The following is a 14,582-nucleotide window of genomic DNA, read 5'->3' as shown; positions in this document are numbered from 1 at the left end:
GAGTGATTAACATTAACGCAATCAGTGAAATATTCCCTGTTCTGATGCAAGGAATTGGGATAACAATCCAGGTATTGGTTGGTTCCATTATTCTCGGATATTTAATGGCTTTCATTGCCGGCTTTTGCCGTTTATCAAAAAATCCGATCATTAAGGCTATAACCACATTTTATGTTGAAGTCTTCCGTGGGACATCCTTAATCGTACAATTATTCTGGCTGTATTATGCATTGCCGATCCTATTTGGCATTGATTTGGGAAGTGATTACCTCGCTGGTGTCCTTGCGATTGCCCTGAACTATGGTGCCTACATGTCGGAAATTGTACGGGGCTCAATATTATCTGTTGCAAAGGGCCAGACAGAAGCCGCGACAGCACTTAATATGTCAAGTTTTCAGCGGATGCGGCTGGTCGTTTTCCCGCAGGCCGTACGTATGATGCTTCCGGAATTCGGCAACTACCTTATCCAAATGCTTAAAGCGACTTCGCTTGTTTCACTGATCGGTATGACCGATATTCTATATTATGGTGACATTTTACGCAGCGGTAATCTGTCTCTGGCACCAACGGTCTATTTCCTGGTACTTGTATTCTACTTTATCATGGCACTGCCATTAATATGGCTGACCAGGAAAATGGAAGATGTGTCGAAGAAAGGGGTGGCTAGCTGATGAATAGCGGCAACTGGCAATGGGATACATTCTTTGAAGCCTTCCCGATGGTATTAGAAGGACTTGGAATCACGTTAGGACTGACTGTTGCAACGTATTTATTCGCGCTCATATTCGGCTTTGTCTGGACGCTCTTGAGTGCCATCCCGATTAAGCCATTAAGGTGGCTGTTCAGATGGATTATGGAATTTATCCGGTCAACACCGCCACTTGTACAGCTATTTTTCATTTTCTATGCCTGGCCAATGGTACCGGTTGTCGGGTTCGCTCTGGATCCATTCACGAGTGCTATTCTTGGTCTGGGGATACATTTCAGCACCTATATCGGTGAGGTGTATCGCTCCGGTATTGAAGCGGTGGACAAAGGGCAGTGGGAAGCTGCCCGGGGCACTTAATTTTTCAACAGGACATAAATGGAGCAAAATCATTTTACCGCAAGCCATTCCACCGACCATCCCTATGCTTGGAAATTATTTGATTATCATGTTCAAAGAAATTCCTTTGGCATCAACGATTGGGGTTGCCGGCATATTGAATCTGGCAAACTCGTATGGTGCTGCAAACTTCAGATATCTGGAACCTTTAACCATTGTGGCGATTCTGTTCCTTGTATTAAGTTATCCGTCCGCTATACTGATCAATAAACTGGAGCGTAAAATGAACCGTCGTTTTGATAAAAAAGAACCGAGCGGCAGTAAACAAATCAATGAAGAAGAAAAGGAAGGAGCTGTATCATAGTGACTGAAGCCATTGTAAGTTATCAGGATGTGCATAAATCGTTTGGTGATACAGAAGTTTTGACAGGGATTGACCTGGATATCAAACCGGCTGAAAAAGTAGCCGTTATCGGGCCCAGCGGATCCGGCAAAACAACCATCATTCGCATGCTGATGACGCTGGAAGAGCCAACAGCAGGTGACATCATTGTCGACGGTAAAAATTTATGGCATATGGAAAAGAACGGCGAACTTGTACCGGCTAATGAAAAACATTTGCGACAGGTGCGCGGTGATATTGGAATGGTTTTTCAGCATTTTAACCTGTTTCCACATATGACAATTCTTGATAACTGTATGTCAGCACCAATACATGTACAGAAAGTGGATAAGAAAGAGGCAAAACAGCGCTCCATTGAAATGCTGGAGAAAGTGGGGCTTGGCGATAAACTGGATAGTTATCCAAGTCAGCTGTCAGGCGGGCAAAAGCAGCGTGTGGCAATGGCCCGTGCATTGGTGATGCGGCCGAAAGTCATGTTGTTTGATGAAGTAACATCGGCGCTTGACCCTGAACTGGTCGGGGAAGTCCTGGAAGTTATCCGTGACATCGCACAAGAAGGTGAAATGGCAATGGTTCTTGTCACCCACGAAATGGAATTTGCCCGTGATATTGCGGATCGCGTTCTATTCCTTGATAACGGTGTAATTGCCGAACAAGGCCCACCGGCAGACGTATTGGAAAACTCCAGTAATGAACGGCTGCAAAGCTTCCTGCACCGTTTCAGATCATAGCAATTAAAACAGCTGATTCACCTTAACAGGCGAATCAGCTGTTTTGCTGTTTTAGAAAATTACCGTTTCATTCATTAACCGGCTCTTCCCCGATAATTTTCACTTCACGTTCGAGCGTAACACCAAACTTATCCATTACAGTATCCTGAACATAGTGGATCAGATTGATGTATTCGGTCGCCGATGCACCATCGAGATTAACGATAAAACCTGCATGCTTCAAGGATACTTGTGCACCACCGATCTGTTTGCCTTGCAGTTCACTGTCCTGAATCAATTTGCCGGCAAAGTAACCTGGCGGGCGCTTAAATACACTTCCACATGATGGATACTCAAGCGGTTGTTTAGACTCGCGCTTGAACGTCAAATCATCCATTATGGCTTTAATTTCCTCATATCCGCCCGCTTTCATGGAAAACGTTGCTTCAAGCACAATATATTCTTTTTCCGGAATGTTGCTTGAACGGTATTCCAATTCAAGGTCCTCAGGATATAGTGTCAAGAGATCACCATTTCTATCCACCAGAATCGTGCTTTCAAGAACATCTTTTATCTCACCGCCATAAGCTCCCGCATTCATAAACAATGCACCACCAACTGAACCAGGAATGCCACAGGCAAATTCGAGACCTGTCAGCGAATGAGACAAAGCTTCCCGGGAGGCGTCAATGATTCTTGCTCCGCTTTGTGCCACAAGTTGTGTGCCTTCGATATTTATTTCATTCAGGCGGCCTAAATTCAAAACAATTCCGCGAATGCCGCCATCTCTCACAATCAGATTCGAACCATTACCAAGCAAGGTAAATGGAATATCTTTTTTTAAAGAAAGTTTAACAATATCCTGGACCTGCTCATACGTTTCCGGTGTCACATAAAAATCGGCTTTCCCACCCAGATGTGTGTACGTATGATTTTCCAAGTATTCATCAGCCATCACATTGTCCGATGATGTTATGTCTATCAGTTGTTTATAAGTATGGTGATCAGTTACCACAAACATCAATCCTTTTCTGTTCTTTCTGCCTTCTCATATTGAAGAAAGGAATAAATCATTTGATCGATTCGGCTATCTTCATGTAATGCACTATGCCCCAATGCAGGGTCCTCTATCATTTTATAGGTTAATTGCTTCTCATCTACAATATTTCGTATCATTTCGACACTTTCCGGCAGTGCCACAGAATCCCCGGTACTGCCGATACTTAAAACTTTTAAATCGTCCGGTATAGCATCTTTATTCAAGCGGAGTGAATTAAGTGCAAACGAATCAGGCTTAAGATCCTCTGCTGCCGGATCATGGTGAATTTGAAAGTAGGCATCACTGTATATACCGTTAAACGGACTGCCAATTGCAGCTATCTTTTTAACTTTCGGGTATGTCGAATAATCCTGGTAATTTTCAATGTAATGCATCGATACAAGCCCGCCCATAGAATGACCGACTAAGTTAGCTGAATTTACCTGATACGTCTCTTTCATATGTGCCATCAACTTTGCCAGCCATTCAGATGTATCCTGAATGCCGGCCCGATTATTTTCGAATATAACCTGTACATACATTGGCTCAGCAGACTGCCCGTTATTCAGTTGGTAAACATCGAGATTCCCAGTCGGCGACACCTCGTAAACCAGTGCCGTCTGTCCCCATCCATACATATGTTCAAACCGGTCCAGCATATTACCGAACGAATTGTGTGTACCCTTATATCCATGAACAAAAACGGTCGGATGATTAATTTGTTTCTTTTTCTCTGAACTGGTCTTTTCCGGAATATTAAAAATACCTAAAACGACCATGAGTAACAGTAATATACTGATGATATGCTTTGCTTGCATAAATTAAATTACCCCACTAAACGCCAGTTTCTTGATGCAGTGTCCTTATACCCAGAACCAGAAACAGATACGACTATAAATTTATGACGTTTTTTCCTTCGTTTCTAAACATCAATTAATTTCATTATCCATTATAGCACGTAGCATGTTTTTTTGCTTTATGGTTTATGGAATTTATATAACAACTTTGATGGCATTGTCATAATTAAATTTCAATTTATCGGTTGACTTATCATCTATTACTGTTTAAAATATCAATAACTTTACTTAAATAAAGTGATAAAGTAATAAAGCAATCACTTGTTCTGATTGGAGTTTTTACATGCAATCATATTTGTCCGGCATTGAGGATAACTTAAGCCCGACGGATTATCAGTTGAAAAACAGTCTGATAACCACCATCAAAAAACGATTCCATACCTATGGATACCAGAAAACGAGCACAAGAGCATTTCAGGGCTATGATATGTACGCCTCTGTGATTGGAACCGTCCATAAACATAACATGATTAAAACCATTGACCCTTCAGGTGATGTAATGGTGCTGCGGCCTGACGTGACAATCCCGATAACAAGGAAAATGGCCGTTAAAGAAGGCATGTACCACCGATTGTGTTATGTGGAGGATATTTTTCGGCAGCCCAATGATAGCAGCCAGAACGGGGAATTCACCCAGGCCGGCGTCGAATGTTTTGGTGAAAACACCGCGGAAAACGACGCAGAAATGGTTGCACTGGCAGTTCATATATTGCAGGATTTAAAATTTGAACAATTCAAGATTGAAATCGGTCATGCCGGTTTTTTTAAAGAACTTATCGATGAATTGCCGCTATCACCACAGGAATCAGAAAAGCTGCAGGAACTGATCCAATCGAAAAACCTGACTGATATTGAGCCTTTTCTGGAAGATCTGTATGTGGAAGATCATGTAGTAAAAGCCGTTAAAGCCATACCAATGCTATACGGCAACCCGCAATACGTCATCGAAACCGCTGAATCGATCATATTGAACGAAAAAATGCGGGAAACAATCGAAAGTCTGAAACACGTTTATGATGTGCTGAAAGCCTATGAGATCGAAAATGCGATTGTCTTGGACCTTGGACTGATCAATCACATGGACTACTATTCGGGGATTATTTTTCAAGGGTATGTCAGTGGCTACAGCAAGCCTGTATTAATGGGCGGCCGGTATAATAACCTGGCAGAACAATTCGGCCGGAGCATGCCGGCAATCGGTTTTGGCTGTATTGTTGATGACCTATTCCACGCCCAAAAAGCTGCCGGAAAGCTGCCGGAAATAGATCAGTCAGTTGACGTGACAATACATTATGACAGAACCGGAATAAATGATGCCTTACCCGCAGCGAACCGGCTAAGGGAATCGGGATATCGCGTGATGACACAGGATACTGAAACCAACAGTAAAACATGCATTCCAAGTCTGTTAACCGTTCACTTTGAAAACGAGCAATCGTTCATACGGCATCGGCAAAAACAATTAAATTTTCAGTCCGCCGATGAACTGAAAACGCTGCTGCAACAAGAAATGAGGGATAACTGAGTGATTACATTAGCACTGGCAAAAGGTCGGACAGCCGACGATTCTATTAAACTGTTGGAACAGGCAGGCATCCATTTTGATCATTTAAACAGTAAATCCAGAAAACTTGTTTTCTATGATACTGCCGGAATGGTCAAACTGATATTCGTGAAAGCCCTTGATGTCCCGACTTATGTGGAAAATGGCGCAGCAGACATGGGGATCGTCGGCAAAGACAACATCATGGAATCCCAGGCTGACATATATGAAATACTTGATCTTAAACTGGGCAGGTGCAAATTTGCTGTCGCCGGTTTCAATGGCACCCACCCGTCCAACAATAATGTGCTGACGGTGGCATCCAAATATCCGGCTGTCGCTGAAAAGCATTTTCATAAAAAAAAGATTCCCATTAATACGATTAAACTCAATGGATCAGTTGAACTTGCCCCACTCATCGGTCTGGCTGATGTCATTGTGGATATTGTGGAGACAGGAAATACGTTGAGGGAAAACGGACTGACGATCCTTGAAGAGATGGATTCTGTCAGCACCCGGCTGATTGTCAACAAAGCAAGTTTCACGACTAAGTCTGAAAGTGTACACAAAATGATTCATACGTTACAAACTGGTTTGGAGTGACAGAAATGATGAAGCTAACAACTGCCAGCCAATTTTTTCAGGAAAAACAGAATCAACCGGAGCAAACCAATGATAGCCACCTGGACACAACCGTTTTGGATATTATTTCTGACGTTAAAAAGACTGGAGATGACGCGCTGCAGCGATTAACTGAAAAATTCGATGGTTTCAAGCTTGATCGGATCACTGTTTCCGAAAAGGAATTCCTGGAGGCAGAAAAAGTCGTCAGTCAGGAATTTAAAGCAGCGCTCCGGACAGCCCGGGAAAATATCTCGGCTTTCCATGCTGGACAAAAGGAACAATCCTGGTTTATGAATCAGCCTGGGGGGATAACACTCGGCCAGAAAGTGACACCGATTGAACGAGTTGGTGTCTACATTCCTGGCGGGAAAGCTTCCTACCCCTCTTCTGTACTGATGAATGTCATTCCGGCACAACTGGCGGGAGTCAACGAAATTGCCATTACTACACCACCTGATGAAAACGGACAAATCAGTCCATATGTCCTTGTTGCTGCAAAGGAGGCCGGTGTGAAAACTGTTTATAAAGTTGGTGGCGCTCAAGCAATTGCAGCACTGGCTTATGGAACGGAATCAATCGGCAAAGTCTTTAAAATCGTCGGCCCCGGCAATGCTTATGTAGCCCGTGCCAAAAAATGGGTATTTGGTGACGTGGCAATTGATATGATTGCGGGTCCAAGTGAAATTTGCATTATTGCCGATGAAACGGCACAACCACGTTTTGTTTCAGCAGACTTGTTATCACAGGCAGAACATGATGAAGAGGCGCGTCCTTTTCTTATTACAACCAGCAGGCAAATGGCTGAAATCGTTAAGGATGAAATTTCCCGGCAAACGGAACACTTGGAGCGGAATGCGATCATTCAGCAATCGCTCACTCGGAATGGCCGCATCATACTGGCTGAATCACTTTCCGAAGCGTTTGATACCGCTAATTTGATAGCTCCGGAACACTTGCAGCTCATGATTCGACAGCCATTTGAAAACCTGGCAAACATCACCAATGCGGGGGCTATTTTTCTCGGCAATTTTTCACCAGAACCACTTGGCGATTATGCCGCCGGTCCGAATCACACATTGCCGACGAGCGGAACAGCAGTCTTTTCGTCGCCGCTCGGTGTATACGACTTTGTTAAAAAATCTAGTGTGATCCATTATCCGAATGCGGCTCTCAATCAGATCTCCGCCGACATCATGTCTCTCGCGGATGCTGAAGGGCTCACGGCACATGCCAATTCAATCCAAATCAGAAAGGATGAGAGCGATGCGTGAAACCACGATAAACCGGAAAACTGCCGAAACAGCGATATCAGCAGATGTGAACCTGGACGGTAAAGGCACGTCGCAAGTTGATACAGGTGTTGGCTTTCTGGATCATATGCTGACGCTGATGACCAAACACGGACTATTTGACCTGACGTTAAGCTGTGACGGCGATCTGGATGTCGACCAGCACCATACAGTCGAGGATACTGGTATTGTACTCGGGCAGGCGTTCAAGGAAGCACTTGGTGATAAGTCAGGCATCACCCGTTATGCGACCGTGACAACACCAATGGATGAGGCACTTTCTTTCATTTCAGTGGATATCAGCGGACGGCCGTATCTCGTCTATCACGTCAACGGGCTAAAAGATAAGGTTGGCGATTTTGACACTGAACTTGTTGAAGAATTTTTCCGGGCTTTTGTCAATCATGCCGGCGTCACACTGCATATTAACTTGTCTTACGGATCAAACAGCCACCACATCATCGAGTCGATTTTTAAAGGATTCGGGCGCGCACTTGATCAGGCCGTATCCCTCAATGAGAGAATCGATGGCATCCCATCGACAAAAGGCGCTCTATAATAAAAATGCGGTACTGACATCAGAGGCTTCTCGCACGATTTGGCGTTTTGCACCATCGTATACTTGGTGCAAAACAGCCTAACTCTATTAAGCTGCCCGAATTATTACAAAAAAGGAGGCATCACATGATTGCCATAATCGACTACGGTGCAGGCAACATAAAAAGTTTACAATTTGCTCTGACAAAAGCCGGGCTTGAATCACAATTGACAAATGATCAGGACACCATAAGACAGAGTGACGGGATTATTCTTCCGGGAGTCGGGGCGTTCCATGATGCGATGACTGCTTTACGTGATTTGGGGATTGCCGGCACCCTTCAGGAAGAAGCTGCCAATGGCAAAGCACTCCTTGGCATCTGCCTCGGTATGCAGCTTTTGTATGATAAAAGCTTTGAGGATGGCGAATGGGACGGACTCAAACTGCTTCATGGCGAAGCTGGACGAATTGATGACTCTGTCAAAGTGCCGCATATGGGCTGGAACACATTGGCCCATCATAACAAAAGTACCCTGCTTCAAGGGATCCCGGAAAATTCTTATGTCTATTTTGTTCATTCCTATGCAATCAAGTCATATAACCCGGATGAGCTCATCAGCAGTACCGACTATGGCGGCAAAGTCCCGGCAATCGTACAGAAAAATAATCTGATCGGCATGCAGTTTCACCCTGAAAAAAGTGGTGGCACCGGGTTACAGTTATTACAAAATTTTGGAGGGCTTGCTTCATGATTCTTTTTCCGGCTATCGATATCAAAGACGGTAAATGTGTCCGCCTTATACAAGGGGACTATAACAAAGAAAAAATATATAACGATTCCCCTGCTGATCAAGCCCGGCAGTGGGAGAAGAGCCAGGCTGAATTTTTGCATATCGTTGATTTGGATGGTGCTAAAGATGGCGCTTCAACCAATATTGAAACAATCCGAAACATTAAAAAAGCAACGAATATTCCTGTACAGGTCGGCGGCGGCATTCGTTCAATGAATACGATCCGTCAATATCTGTCAGCAGGGGTGGATCGGGTCATAATCGGCACAGCCGCCATTAATGACCAAGCGTTTCTTAAAGAGGCAGTCAATATATATGGCGACAAAATAGCCGTATCCATTGATGCCCGGAATGGCCGCGTTGCCACAGATGGCTGGACGGAAACGAGTGACGTGAAAGCTGCGGATCTGGTACAAAAGCTGGAGACGATAGGGGTTACCACCATCATTTATACCGATATTTTAAAAGATGGCATGCTGAAGGGTCCCAATTTTGAAGAACTGGAAGCCATCAATCAGCTCACCGGCATTAATGTGATTGCTTCGGGCGGTGTTTCATCCAAAGAAGATGTCAATCAGCTGAAAAATATGAACCTATACGGTGCCATTATCGGTAAAGCTTTGTATGATGGCACCGTATCTTTTCAAACATTACAGGAGGAATCATAGATGCTGGCAAAACGAATCATCCCATGTATGGATGTTGACAAAGGACGGGTCGTAAAGGGGCATAAATTCCAGAACATCCGTGATGTGGCCAATCCTGTTGAACTGGCTAAGCGCTACAACGAAGCCGGTGCGGATGAACTGGTGTTTTATGATATCACCGCATCGCATGAAGAAAGACCGATATTTTTGGATGTCGTTGAGCAGGTAGCAGCGGAAATTGCTATTCCGTTCACGGTCGGCGGCGGTATTCGGAGCATCGAGGATATCCACCAGACATTAAGGGCTGGAGCAGACAAAGTTTCAATCAACAGTGCCGCGGTGAAAAAACCTGACCTCATAAACGAAGCAGCCTTAAAATTCGGCAGCCAATGTGTTGTGCTCTCAATCGATGCCAAACAGACCGGTCCGCAAAAATGGACTATTTTTACCAAAGGTGGCAGAGAAGACACAGAACTTGATGCGATTGAATGGGCAAAGCGTGGTGAACAACTTGGTGCCGGTGAACTAGTGGTCAACGCGATTGACACGGATGGGGACAAGAGCGGCTACAATCTTGAGCTGACGAAGGCCATTACGGATAATGTCAACGTCCCTGTGGTTGCCAGCGGCGGTGCAGGGTCAAACAGCCATATTGCTGAAGTTCTGACAGAAGCGGATGCTGATGCAGCTCTGGCAGCATCTGTCTTTCACTATGGTGACATCCGGATACCTGAACTGAAGAACCATCTCGATCAAAATGGTATTACTGTCAGGAGGTAATGTTATGTATGACAAGCAGCTGAACGAACTCACATTTGATCAGCAAGGTCTGATTCCGGCAATCATTCAGGATGCCGAAACCGCTGAAGTGCTGACACTTGCTTACATGAACAAGGAATCGTTGAACAAAACGCTCGAAACCGGTGAAACATGGTTTTTCAGCCGGAAGCGACGGGAGCTCTGGCATAAAGGTGAAACATCAGGCAACCGGCAGCTCGTTAAAAATATCCGCTACGACTGTGATGCCGACTCCCTGCTGGTAATGGTTGAACCGCTTGGACCCACGTGCCACACCGGAAACCAATCATGTTTTTATCATACACTGCAAGAGCGTGACCGGCCTGATCAAATGGGATTAAATGAACTGGCTGCCCTCATCAAACAGCGGCGTAACGAAGCAAAAGAGGATTCTTATACAACCTATCTATTTAATGAAGGGATTGATAAAATTCTTAAAAAAGTTGGCGAGGAAACAAGTGAAGTGATTATCGGAGCCAAAAATAATGACCATGATGAAATCGTATGGGAAATGGCTGATCTTACTTACCACACACTTGTCCTGATGGAATTGATGGGAGTCCCCATCACGGATATTAAACAGGAACTGGCCAAACGTCATACCGTAAAGGAAGGGAGTGCCGATGAATAAATTTTGGAGTGAAGCCGTTAAACGTGCAAAACCGTACGTGCCTGGTGAGCAGCTGAATGACCCGAGCATCGTTAAACTGAATACAAATGAAAATCCATATGACCCATCACCAAATGTTATTGAAGCGATTCAATCTGAACAATTAAATTTATATCCATCGCCTGATGCTGATCACCTTCGCACTGAAATAGGCAATTTCTATAATCTAAATAAAGACCATATTTTCATCGGAAACGGCTCCGATGAAATACTCGCGTTTTCGTTTATGGCTTTTTTCGAACCGGATGCCAAAATCCGATTTCCCGCTATTACGTACAGTTTTTACCCGGTATACGCCAAACTTTTTAACATTCCTTATGATGAGGTAACGTTAAATCGTGATTTCACGATACCGATTGAGGCGTTTTTCGGATCTGAAGGCGGTGTTATCATTGCGAATCCCAATGCACCGACAGGATTATATTTGGATGTAGAGGCAGTTGAAGAAATCGTTGCGAACAATCCCGAAAAAGTAGTCATGATTGATGAAGCTTATGTCGATTTTGCTCCCGCCTCAGCCGTCTCCCTTGTTAAACGCTACCCAAATCTGCTGATTGTGCAGACGATGTCCAAATCCCGGTCATTGGCCGGGCTGCGGGTTGGTTTTGCCATTGGTGATCCAGGCTTAATTGAAGCGCTCTTTCGAATTAAAGATTCATTCAACTCCTACACGGTTGATCGTTTGGCCATGGCAGGTGCCACAGCAGCTATTAAAGATAGAACATATTTCCGGAAAACGACGCACAAGATTATCCGGACAAGAGAATGGCTCATCCCTGAAATGAAAAAGCGCGGATTTCACGTTCTGCCCTCGCATGCAAATTTTATTTTTGTGTCGCACTATAAAATTTCAGCTGAATCCTTATATCAACGTTTGAAACAACAAGGATATTTGATCCGTCATTTTCAAAAACCGGAAATCAATCACTTTCTGCGGATAACGATCGGAACTGACGAGCAAATGAAACACTTTATAAAAGCATTGGATCATATTACCTTGTCTTCCGTTAGTTCCACTCTTCAGAATTAACATATAACTGTATACCCAGAAAAGCCAGGCACAATCTTGAGAGAGCCTGGCTTTTTGGGATATTATATATTGATTGTCACATCTGCATCTTCACGAAGCTGATCAATGATGGATTGTGTTGCTTGTCCTTGTTTTTGATTCCTTACTTGTGTTTCAAGATCTGATTTCATTTCATCAAAAGAAGGGATATCTGCCTCTTCACCATCCCCACTCATTTGCTCCTGCTGAGATTTAAACTGATCGTAAGCTGATTGCAGTTCTTCTTCCGTCGGTTCGAGATCACCTGATTCTTCAGCAATCAATTTATCGATTTTCACTTGTGTTTCTACCTGAGACATAATTTCGTCTTCAGCCATGCCCTGTTCTTCCAGAGCCGATATGAACTCATCTGTTGACTCGATCTGATTTTGTTGTGCCAATTCATTCAATGTTTCGTCGACTTCCTCATCAGACGCGCTATAATCACGATTGTTTGCTTCCTGTATGATGAGCTCGGTACCAACCATGCCTTCTGCAGTCTGCTGTTTCATTTGATTCTGGTCAATTTCCTGTCCGGTCATCTGTGCTTGCATAGCCATTTGCTGAAATTGCCCCTGGTAAGTACTTTCAAATTCTTCTTTGGTTATTTCTTCACCATTGACTTCCGCTACAACATCAGGGACACCTTCCAAATCAGGTTCTGGCATTTCCTGTTGCTGGGAAGCTTGTTCATCCTCGTTTCCTTCATTGCCACTGTCATCATTATTCTCAGAATCACCGTTGCAAGCTGCCAGTACGACAGCCAAACTCAGTGCCATCATTAGCATTATAAACTTCTTCATAAGATACTTGTCCCTCATTTCTTTACATGGTTCTTTCATTCAAACATATTATATGGGAATACCGCAAGTTTTATTATAGCATTAAATTAAATCCATTCCTGTGACAATAGGACTCGTCACGCTCTTAACATTTTGGTTACAATTTATCGGGGTTTTTACTCAATTCTGCCACACAAAAGGGATCGACTAATTAGTCAATCCCCTCTTGATTATCACCCTATTATTATCAACACCAAGGTGAATCATTGGTGCTATTGCCGTCAATTAATCTCTAATTACAGGAATTATATTTCAATCGGATTTAACCTATTCCAATTCAGCTAATATTTCTTCCATTTTTGCAAGCTCGGATTGTAAACCGGCGCCACCTAAGTACCACAATTGAGGGTCTAAGTATACAATACGATCGTTTTGATAAGCATTCGTTTGTTGAATAATGTCATTTTCCATATCAGACTCAATGTTTGAACCATCGCTAATAGCTGCAGTACGGTCGATTACAAATAATACTTCCGGATTGAATTCTAAAACTGCTTCATATCCAAAGTTGGAACCATGGCTTGAAGATTCGATATCATCTGTCACTGGCTGGAATCCGTATAAATCATAAACGTAGCCAAAACGGGAGGGGGTTGAATAACCGGATAATTGACCTTCATTGTACATCGTAACTAAGCTTGATTCAAAATTTGAAGCAAGGTTATTTATTTCTTCTTGTTTAGAGTTTAAATCAGCCATATATTCATCAGCTTCCGCTTGTTTACCGAACATTTTCGCTGCTATATCTACAGAAGCCGAAAATGTTTCCCAATGTTGTTCTTGATCAGTACCCACATATACGACATTAGGCGTGATTTCTTTTAATTGATCATAGAATGCGGCTTGACGACCGGAGATAAAGATGACATCCGGCTCTAATGCTGCAATATCTTCAAGTAACGGTTCTTTTAATGTTCCGATATTTGTATACTCATCTGAATTGTAATCTTCAAGGTGTGATGGTACGGAAGAGCCCTGAGGAACCCCAACAATCCCTTCAACACCAAGTGCATCCAGTGTATCCAAGAAACCATAATCAAATACAACAATATTTTCAGGCTGGGACTCAAAATTTACATCGTTAAAATTACTTTGAGTTCCATTTCTGCTTTCATGTGAAGAAAGCGTTGGAGAAACTGTCATTGGATATGTAGAACCAGTTTCTTCTGCATTCTCTTCTGTATCCTCTTCAGTTGTTCCGTCCCCGGAAGAAGCTGTATTTTCTTCACCAGCAGATTCATTATTAGACCCGCCACAAGCTATAAGAAAGAGCACCAGCATCGCAAAAGTAATGCCAAGTATTATCCTCTTTTGCATCATATTTATTCCTCCTCATATTATTTTAACCGTTCAATCAATAATGATAATCATTATCAATTAAGGTTGTAACGATTATAGAATCATTAATCATTTTCGTCAATGCCTTATACGAATTTTTTCAAAAATTTATGGGTCAACGCCAAAATCCAGGGTTGAAATATATGAATAAATATGGCATTAGCAACTAGATAGCGGAGGAAAAACACGTAGACTCTTGTGGGAAAGCGCAGTGTGAAGACCCCACAGAAAAAAGCGAACTTCTTTTTTCGAGGAGGCTCGAGCTCGGGGCCCACGGAAAGCGTAGTGTTTTCCCGTAGCGATCGTAATCATCAAATTAAATTTGATTTATCAACCATAGATTATGGTGAAGAGCCAAATTTATATGAAATTTTTGAACTATTATATATTGTTGTATAAC

15 protein-coding genes and 1 pseudogene are annotated in these 14,582 nt (G+C 43.2%); 12 read left to right on the top strand and 4 right to left on the bottom strand.

What is annotated here, in order from left to right; genetic code table 11:
• Window positions 1–11 precede the first annotated feature (11 nt).
• From ehuC to ehuA, 3 genes and pseudogenes are all read left to right on the top strand, one after another.
• On the top strand, window positions 12–671 hold the full coding sequence (gene ehuC, locus Len3610_RS17800; RefSeq protein WP_176449738.1) for an ectoine/hydroxyectoine ABC transporter permease subunit EhuC: 660 nt from the start codon (window positions 12–14) through the stop codon (window positions 669–671).
• Window positions 671–1,409, top strand: a pseudogene (gene ehuD / locus Len3610_RS17795) (ectoine/hydroxyectoine ABC transporter permease subunit EhuD). Before ehuC ends, ehuD begins: the two are co-directional and overlap by 1 nt.
• Window positions 1,409–2,179 carry an ectoine/hydroxyectoine ABC transporter ATP-binding protein EhuA gene (gene ehuA / locus Len3610_RS17790; protein WP_303699852.1) on the top strand — a complete coding sequence of 257 codons (771 nt, stop codon included), beginning with the start codon at window positions 1,409–1,411 and terminating at the stop codon, window positions 2,177–2,179. Before ehuD ends, ehuA begins: the two are co-directional and overlap by 1 nt.
• Before the next feature lie 67 nt (window positions 2,180–2,246).
• On the opposite strand, the gene murB is transcribed toward ehuA, so the two are convergent.
• Both murB and Len3610_RS17780 read right to left on the bottom strand, forming a co-directional pair.
• Window positions 2,247–3,173 carry a UDP-N-acetylmuramate dehydrogenase gene (murB, locus tag Len3610_RS17785; RefSeq protein WP_255259678.1) on the bottom strand — a complete coding sequence of 309 codons (927 nt, stop codon included), beginning with the start codon at window positions 3,171–3,173 and terminating at the stop codon, window positions 2,247–2,249.
• Window positions 3,174–3,178: 5 nt separating this feature from the next.
• Window positions 3,179–4,015: an alpha/beta fold hydrolase gene (locus Len3610_RS17780; RefSeq protein WP_176449123.1), complete on the bottom strand. Its 837-nt coding sequence runs from the start codon at window positions 4,013–4,015 to the stop codon at window positions 3,179–3,181.
• 322 nt (window positions 4,016–4,337) lie between these two features.
• On the opposite strand from Len3610_RS17780, the gene hisZ reads away from it, so the two are divergent.
• From hisZ to hisC, 9 genes are all read left to right on the top strand, one after another.
• Window positions 4,338–5,579 (top strand): ATP phosphoribosyltransferase regulatory subunit, encoded by a 1,242-nt coding sequence (gene hisZ / locus Len3610_RS17775; RefSeq protein WP_176449122.1) that lies wholly within the window; start codon window positions 4,338–4,340, stop codon window positions 5,577–5,579.
• Window positions 5,580–6,200, top strand: a complete 621-nt coding sequence (hisG, locus tag Len3610_RS17770; protein WP_176449121.1) for an ATP phosphoribosyltransferase — start codon at window positions 5,580–5,582, stop codon at window positions 6,198–6,200.
• 8 nt (window positions 6,201–6,208) lie between these two features.
• Window positions 6,209–7,492 (top strand): histidinol dehydrogenase, encoded by a 1,284-nt coding sequence (gene hisD, locus Len3610_RS17765; protein WP_176449736.1) that lies wholly within the window; start codon window positions 6,209–6,211, stop codon window positions 7,490–7,492.
• Window positions 7,485–8,069, top strand: coding sequence for an imidazoleglycerol-phosphate dehydratase HisB (gene hisB / locus Len3610_RS17760; RefSeq protein ID WP_176449120.1), 585 nt, complete (start codon window positions 7,485–7,487; stop codon window positions 8,067–8,069). Before hisD ends, hisB begins: the two co-directional genes overlap by 8 nt.
• Before the next feature lie 125 nt (window positions 8,070–8,194).
• Entirely contained in the window at window positions 8,195–8,800 is a 606-nt protein-coding gene (gene hisH / locus Len3610_RS17755; protein WP_176449119.1) for an imidazole glycerol phosphate synthase subunit HisH, read from the top strand.
• Window positions 8,797–9,507: a 1-(5-phosphoribosyl)-5-[(5-phosphoribosylamino)methylideneamino]imidazole-4-carboxamide isomerase gene (hisA, locus tag Len3610_RS17750; RefSeq protein WP_176449118.1), complete on the top strand. Its 711-nt coding sequence runs from the start codon at window positions 8,797–8,799 to the stop codon at window positions 9,505–9,507. The genes hisH and hisA overlap by 4 nt, the downstream gene beginning before the upstream one ends.
• Window positions 9,508–10,266, top strand: coding sequence for an imidazole glycerol phosphate synthase subunit HisF (hisF, locus tag Len3610_RS17745; RefSeq protein ID WP_176449117.1), 759 nt, complete (start codon window positions 9,508–9,510; stop codon window positions 10,264–10,266).
• A 4-nt stretch (window positions 10,267–10,270) separates the two neighbouring features.
• Window positions 10,271–10,915, top strand: a complete 645-nt coding sequence (gene hisIE / locus Len3610_RS17740) for a bifunctional phosphoribosyl-AMP cyclohydrolase/phosphoribosyl-ATP diphosphatase HisIE (RefSeq protein WP_176449116.1) — start codon at window positions 10,271–10,273, stop codon at window positions 10,913–10,915.
• On the top strand, window positions 10,908–11,984 hold the full coding sequence (hisC, locus tag Len3610_RS17735; RefSeq protein WP_176449115.1) for a histidinol-phosphate transaminase: 1,077 nt from the start codon (window positions 10,908–10,910) through the stop codon (window positions 11,982–11,984). The genes hisIE and hisC overlap by 8 nt, the downstream gene beginning before the upstream one ends.
• 62 nt (window positions 11,985–12,046) lie before the next feature.
• Here hisC and Len3610_RS17730 read toward each other — a convergent pair whose 3' ends face one another.
• Both Len3610_RS17730 and Len3610_RS17725 read right to left on the bottom strand, forming a co-directional pair.
• Window positions 12,047–12,805, bottom strand: a complete 759-nt coding sequence (locus Len3610_RS17730) for a SurA N-terminal domain-containing protein (RefSeq protein WP_176449114.1) — start codon at window positions 12,803–12,805, stop codon at window positions 12,047–12,049.
• 306 nt (window positions 12,806–13,111) lie between these two features.
• Window positions 13,112–14,161: a siderophore ABC transporter substrate-binding protein gene (locus Len3610_RS17725; protein WP_176449735.1), complete on the bottom strand. Its 1,050-nt coding sequence runs from the start codon at window positions 14,159–14,161 to the stop codon at window positions 13,112–13,114.
• Between the last annotated feature and the right edge of the window lie 421 nt (window positions 14,162–14,582).

This window comes from Lentibacillus sp. CBA3610 (assembly GCF_013373365.1).
In the GTDB taxonomy this organism is placed as follows: Bacteria; Bacillota; Bacilli; order Bacillales; family Amphibacillaceae; genus Lentibacillus.
This window is presented reverse-complemented; position numbering and strand designations above follow the sequence as displayed.

What these genes read in the sequence shown, in the direction of transcription:
- Len3610_RS17780 (WP_176449123.1), bottom strand. Translation starts at nt 4,015, where the DNA reads ATGCAAGCAAAGCATATCATCAGTATATTACTGTTACTCATGGTCGTT.
- hisZ (WP_176449122.1), top strand. Translation starts at nt 4,338, where the DNA reads ATGCAATCATATTTGTCCGGCATTGAGGATAACTTAAGCCCGACGGAT.
- hisD (WP_176449736.1), top strand. Translation starts at nt 6,209, where the DNA reads ATGAAGCTAACAACTGCCAGCCAATTTTTTCAGGAAAAACAGAATCAA.
- hisB (WP_176449120.1), top strand. Translation starts at nt 7,485, where the DNA reads ATGCGTGAAACCACGATAAACCGGAAAACTGCCGAAACAGCGATATCA.
- hisH (WP_176449119.1), top strand. Translation starts at nt 8,195, where the DNA reads ATGATTGCCATAATCGACTACGGTGCAGGCAACATAAAAAGTTTACAA.
- hisA (WP_176449118.1), top strand. Translation starts at nt 8,797, where the DNA reads ATGATTCTTTTTCCGGCTATCGATATCAAAGACGGTAAATGTGTCCGC.
- hisF (WP_176449117.1), top strand. Translation starts at nt 9,508, where the DNA reads ATGCTGGCAAAACGAATCATCCCATGTATGGATGTTGACAAAGGACGG.
- hisIE (WP_176449116.1), top strand. Translation starts at nt 10,271, where the DNA reads ATGTATGACAAGCAGCTGAACGAACTCACATTTGATCAGCAAGGTCTG.
- hisC (WP_176449115.1), top strand. Translation starts at nt 10,908, where the DNA reads ATGAATAAATTTTGGAGTGAAGCCGTTAAACGTGCAAAACCGTACGTG.
- Len3610_RS17730 (WP_176449114.1), bottom strand. Translation starts at nt 12,805, where the DNA reads ATGAAGAAGTTTATAATGCTAATGATGGCACTGAGTTTGGCTGTCGTA.
- Len3610_RS17725 (WP_176449735.1), bottom strand. Translation starts at nt 14,161, where the DNA reads ATGCAAAAGAGGATAATACTTGGCATTACTTTTGCGATGCTGGTGCTC.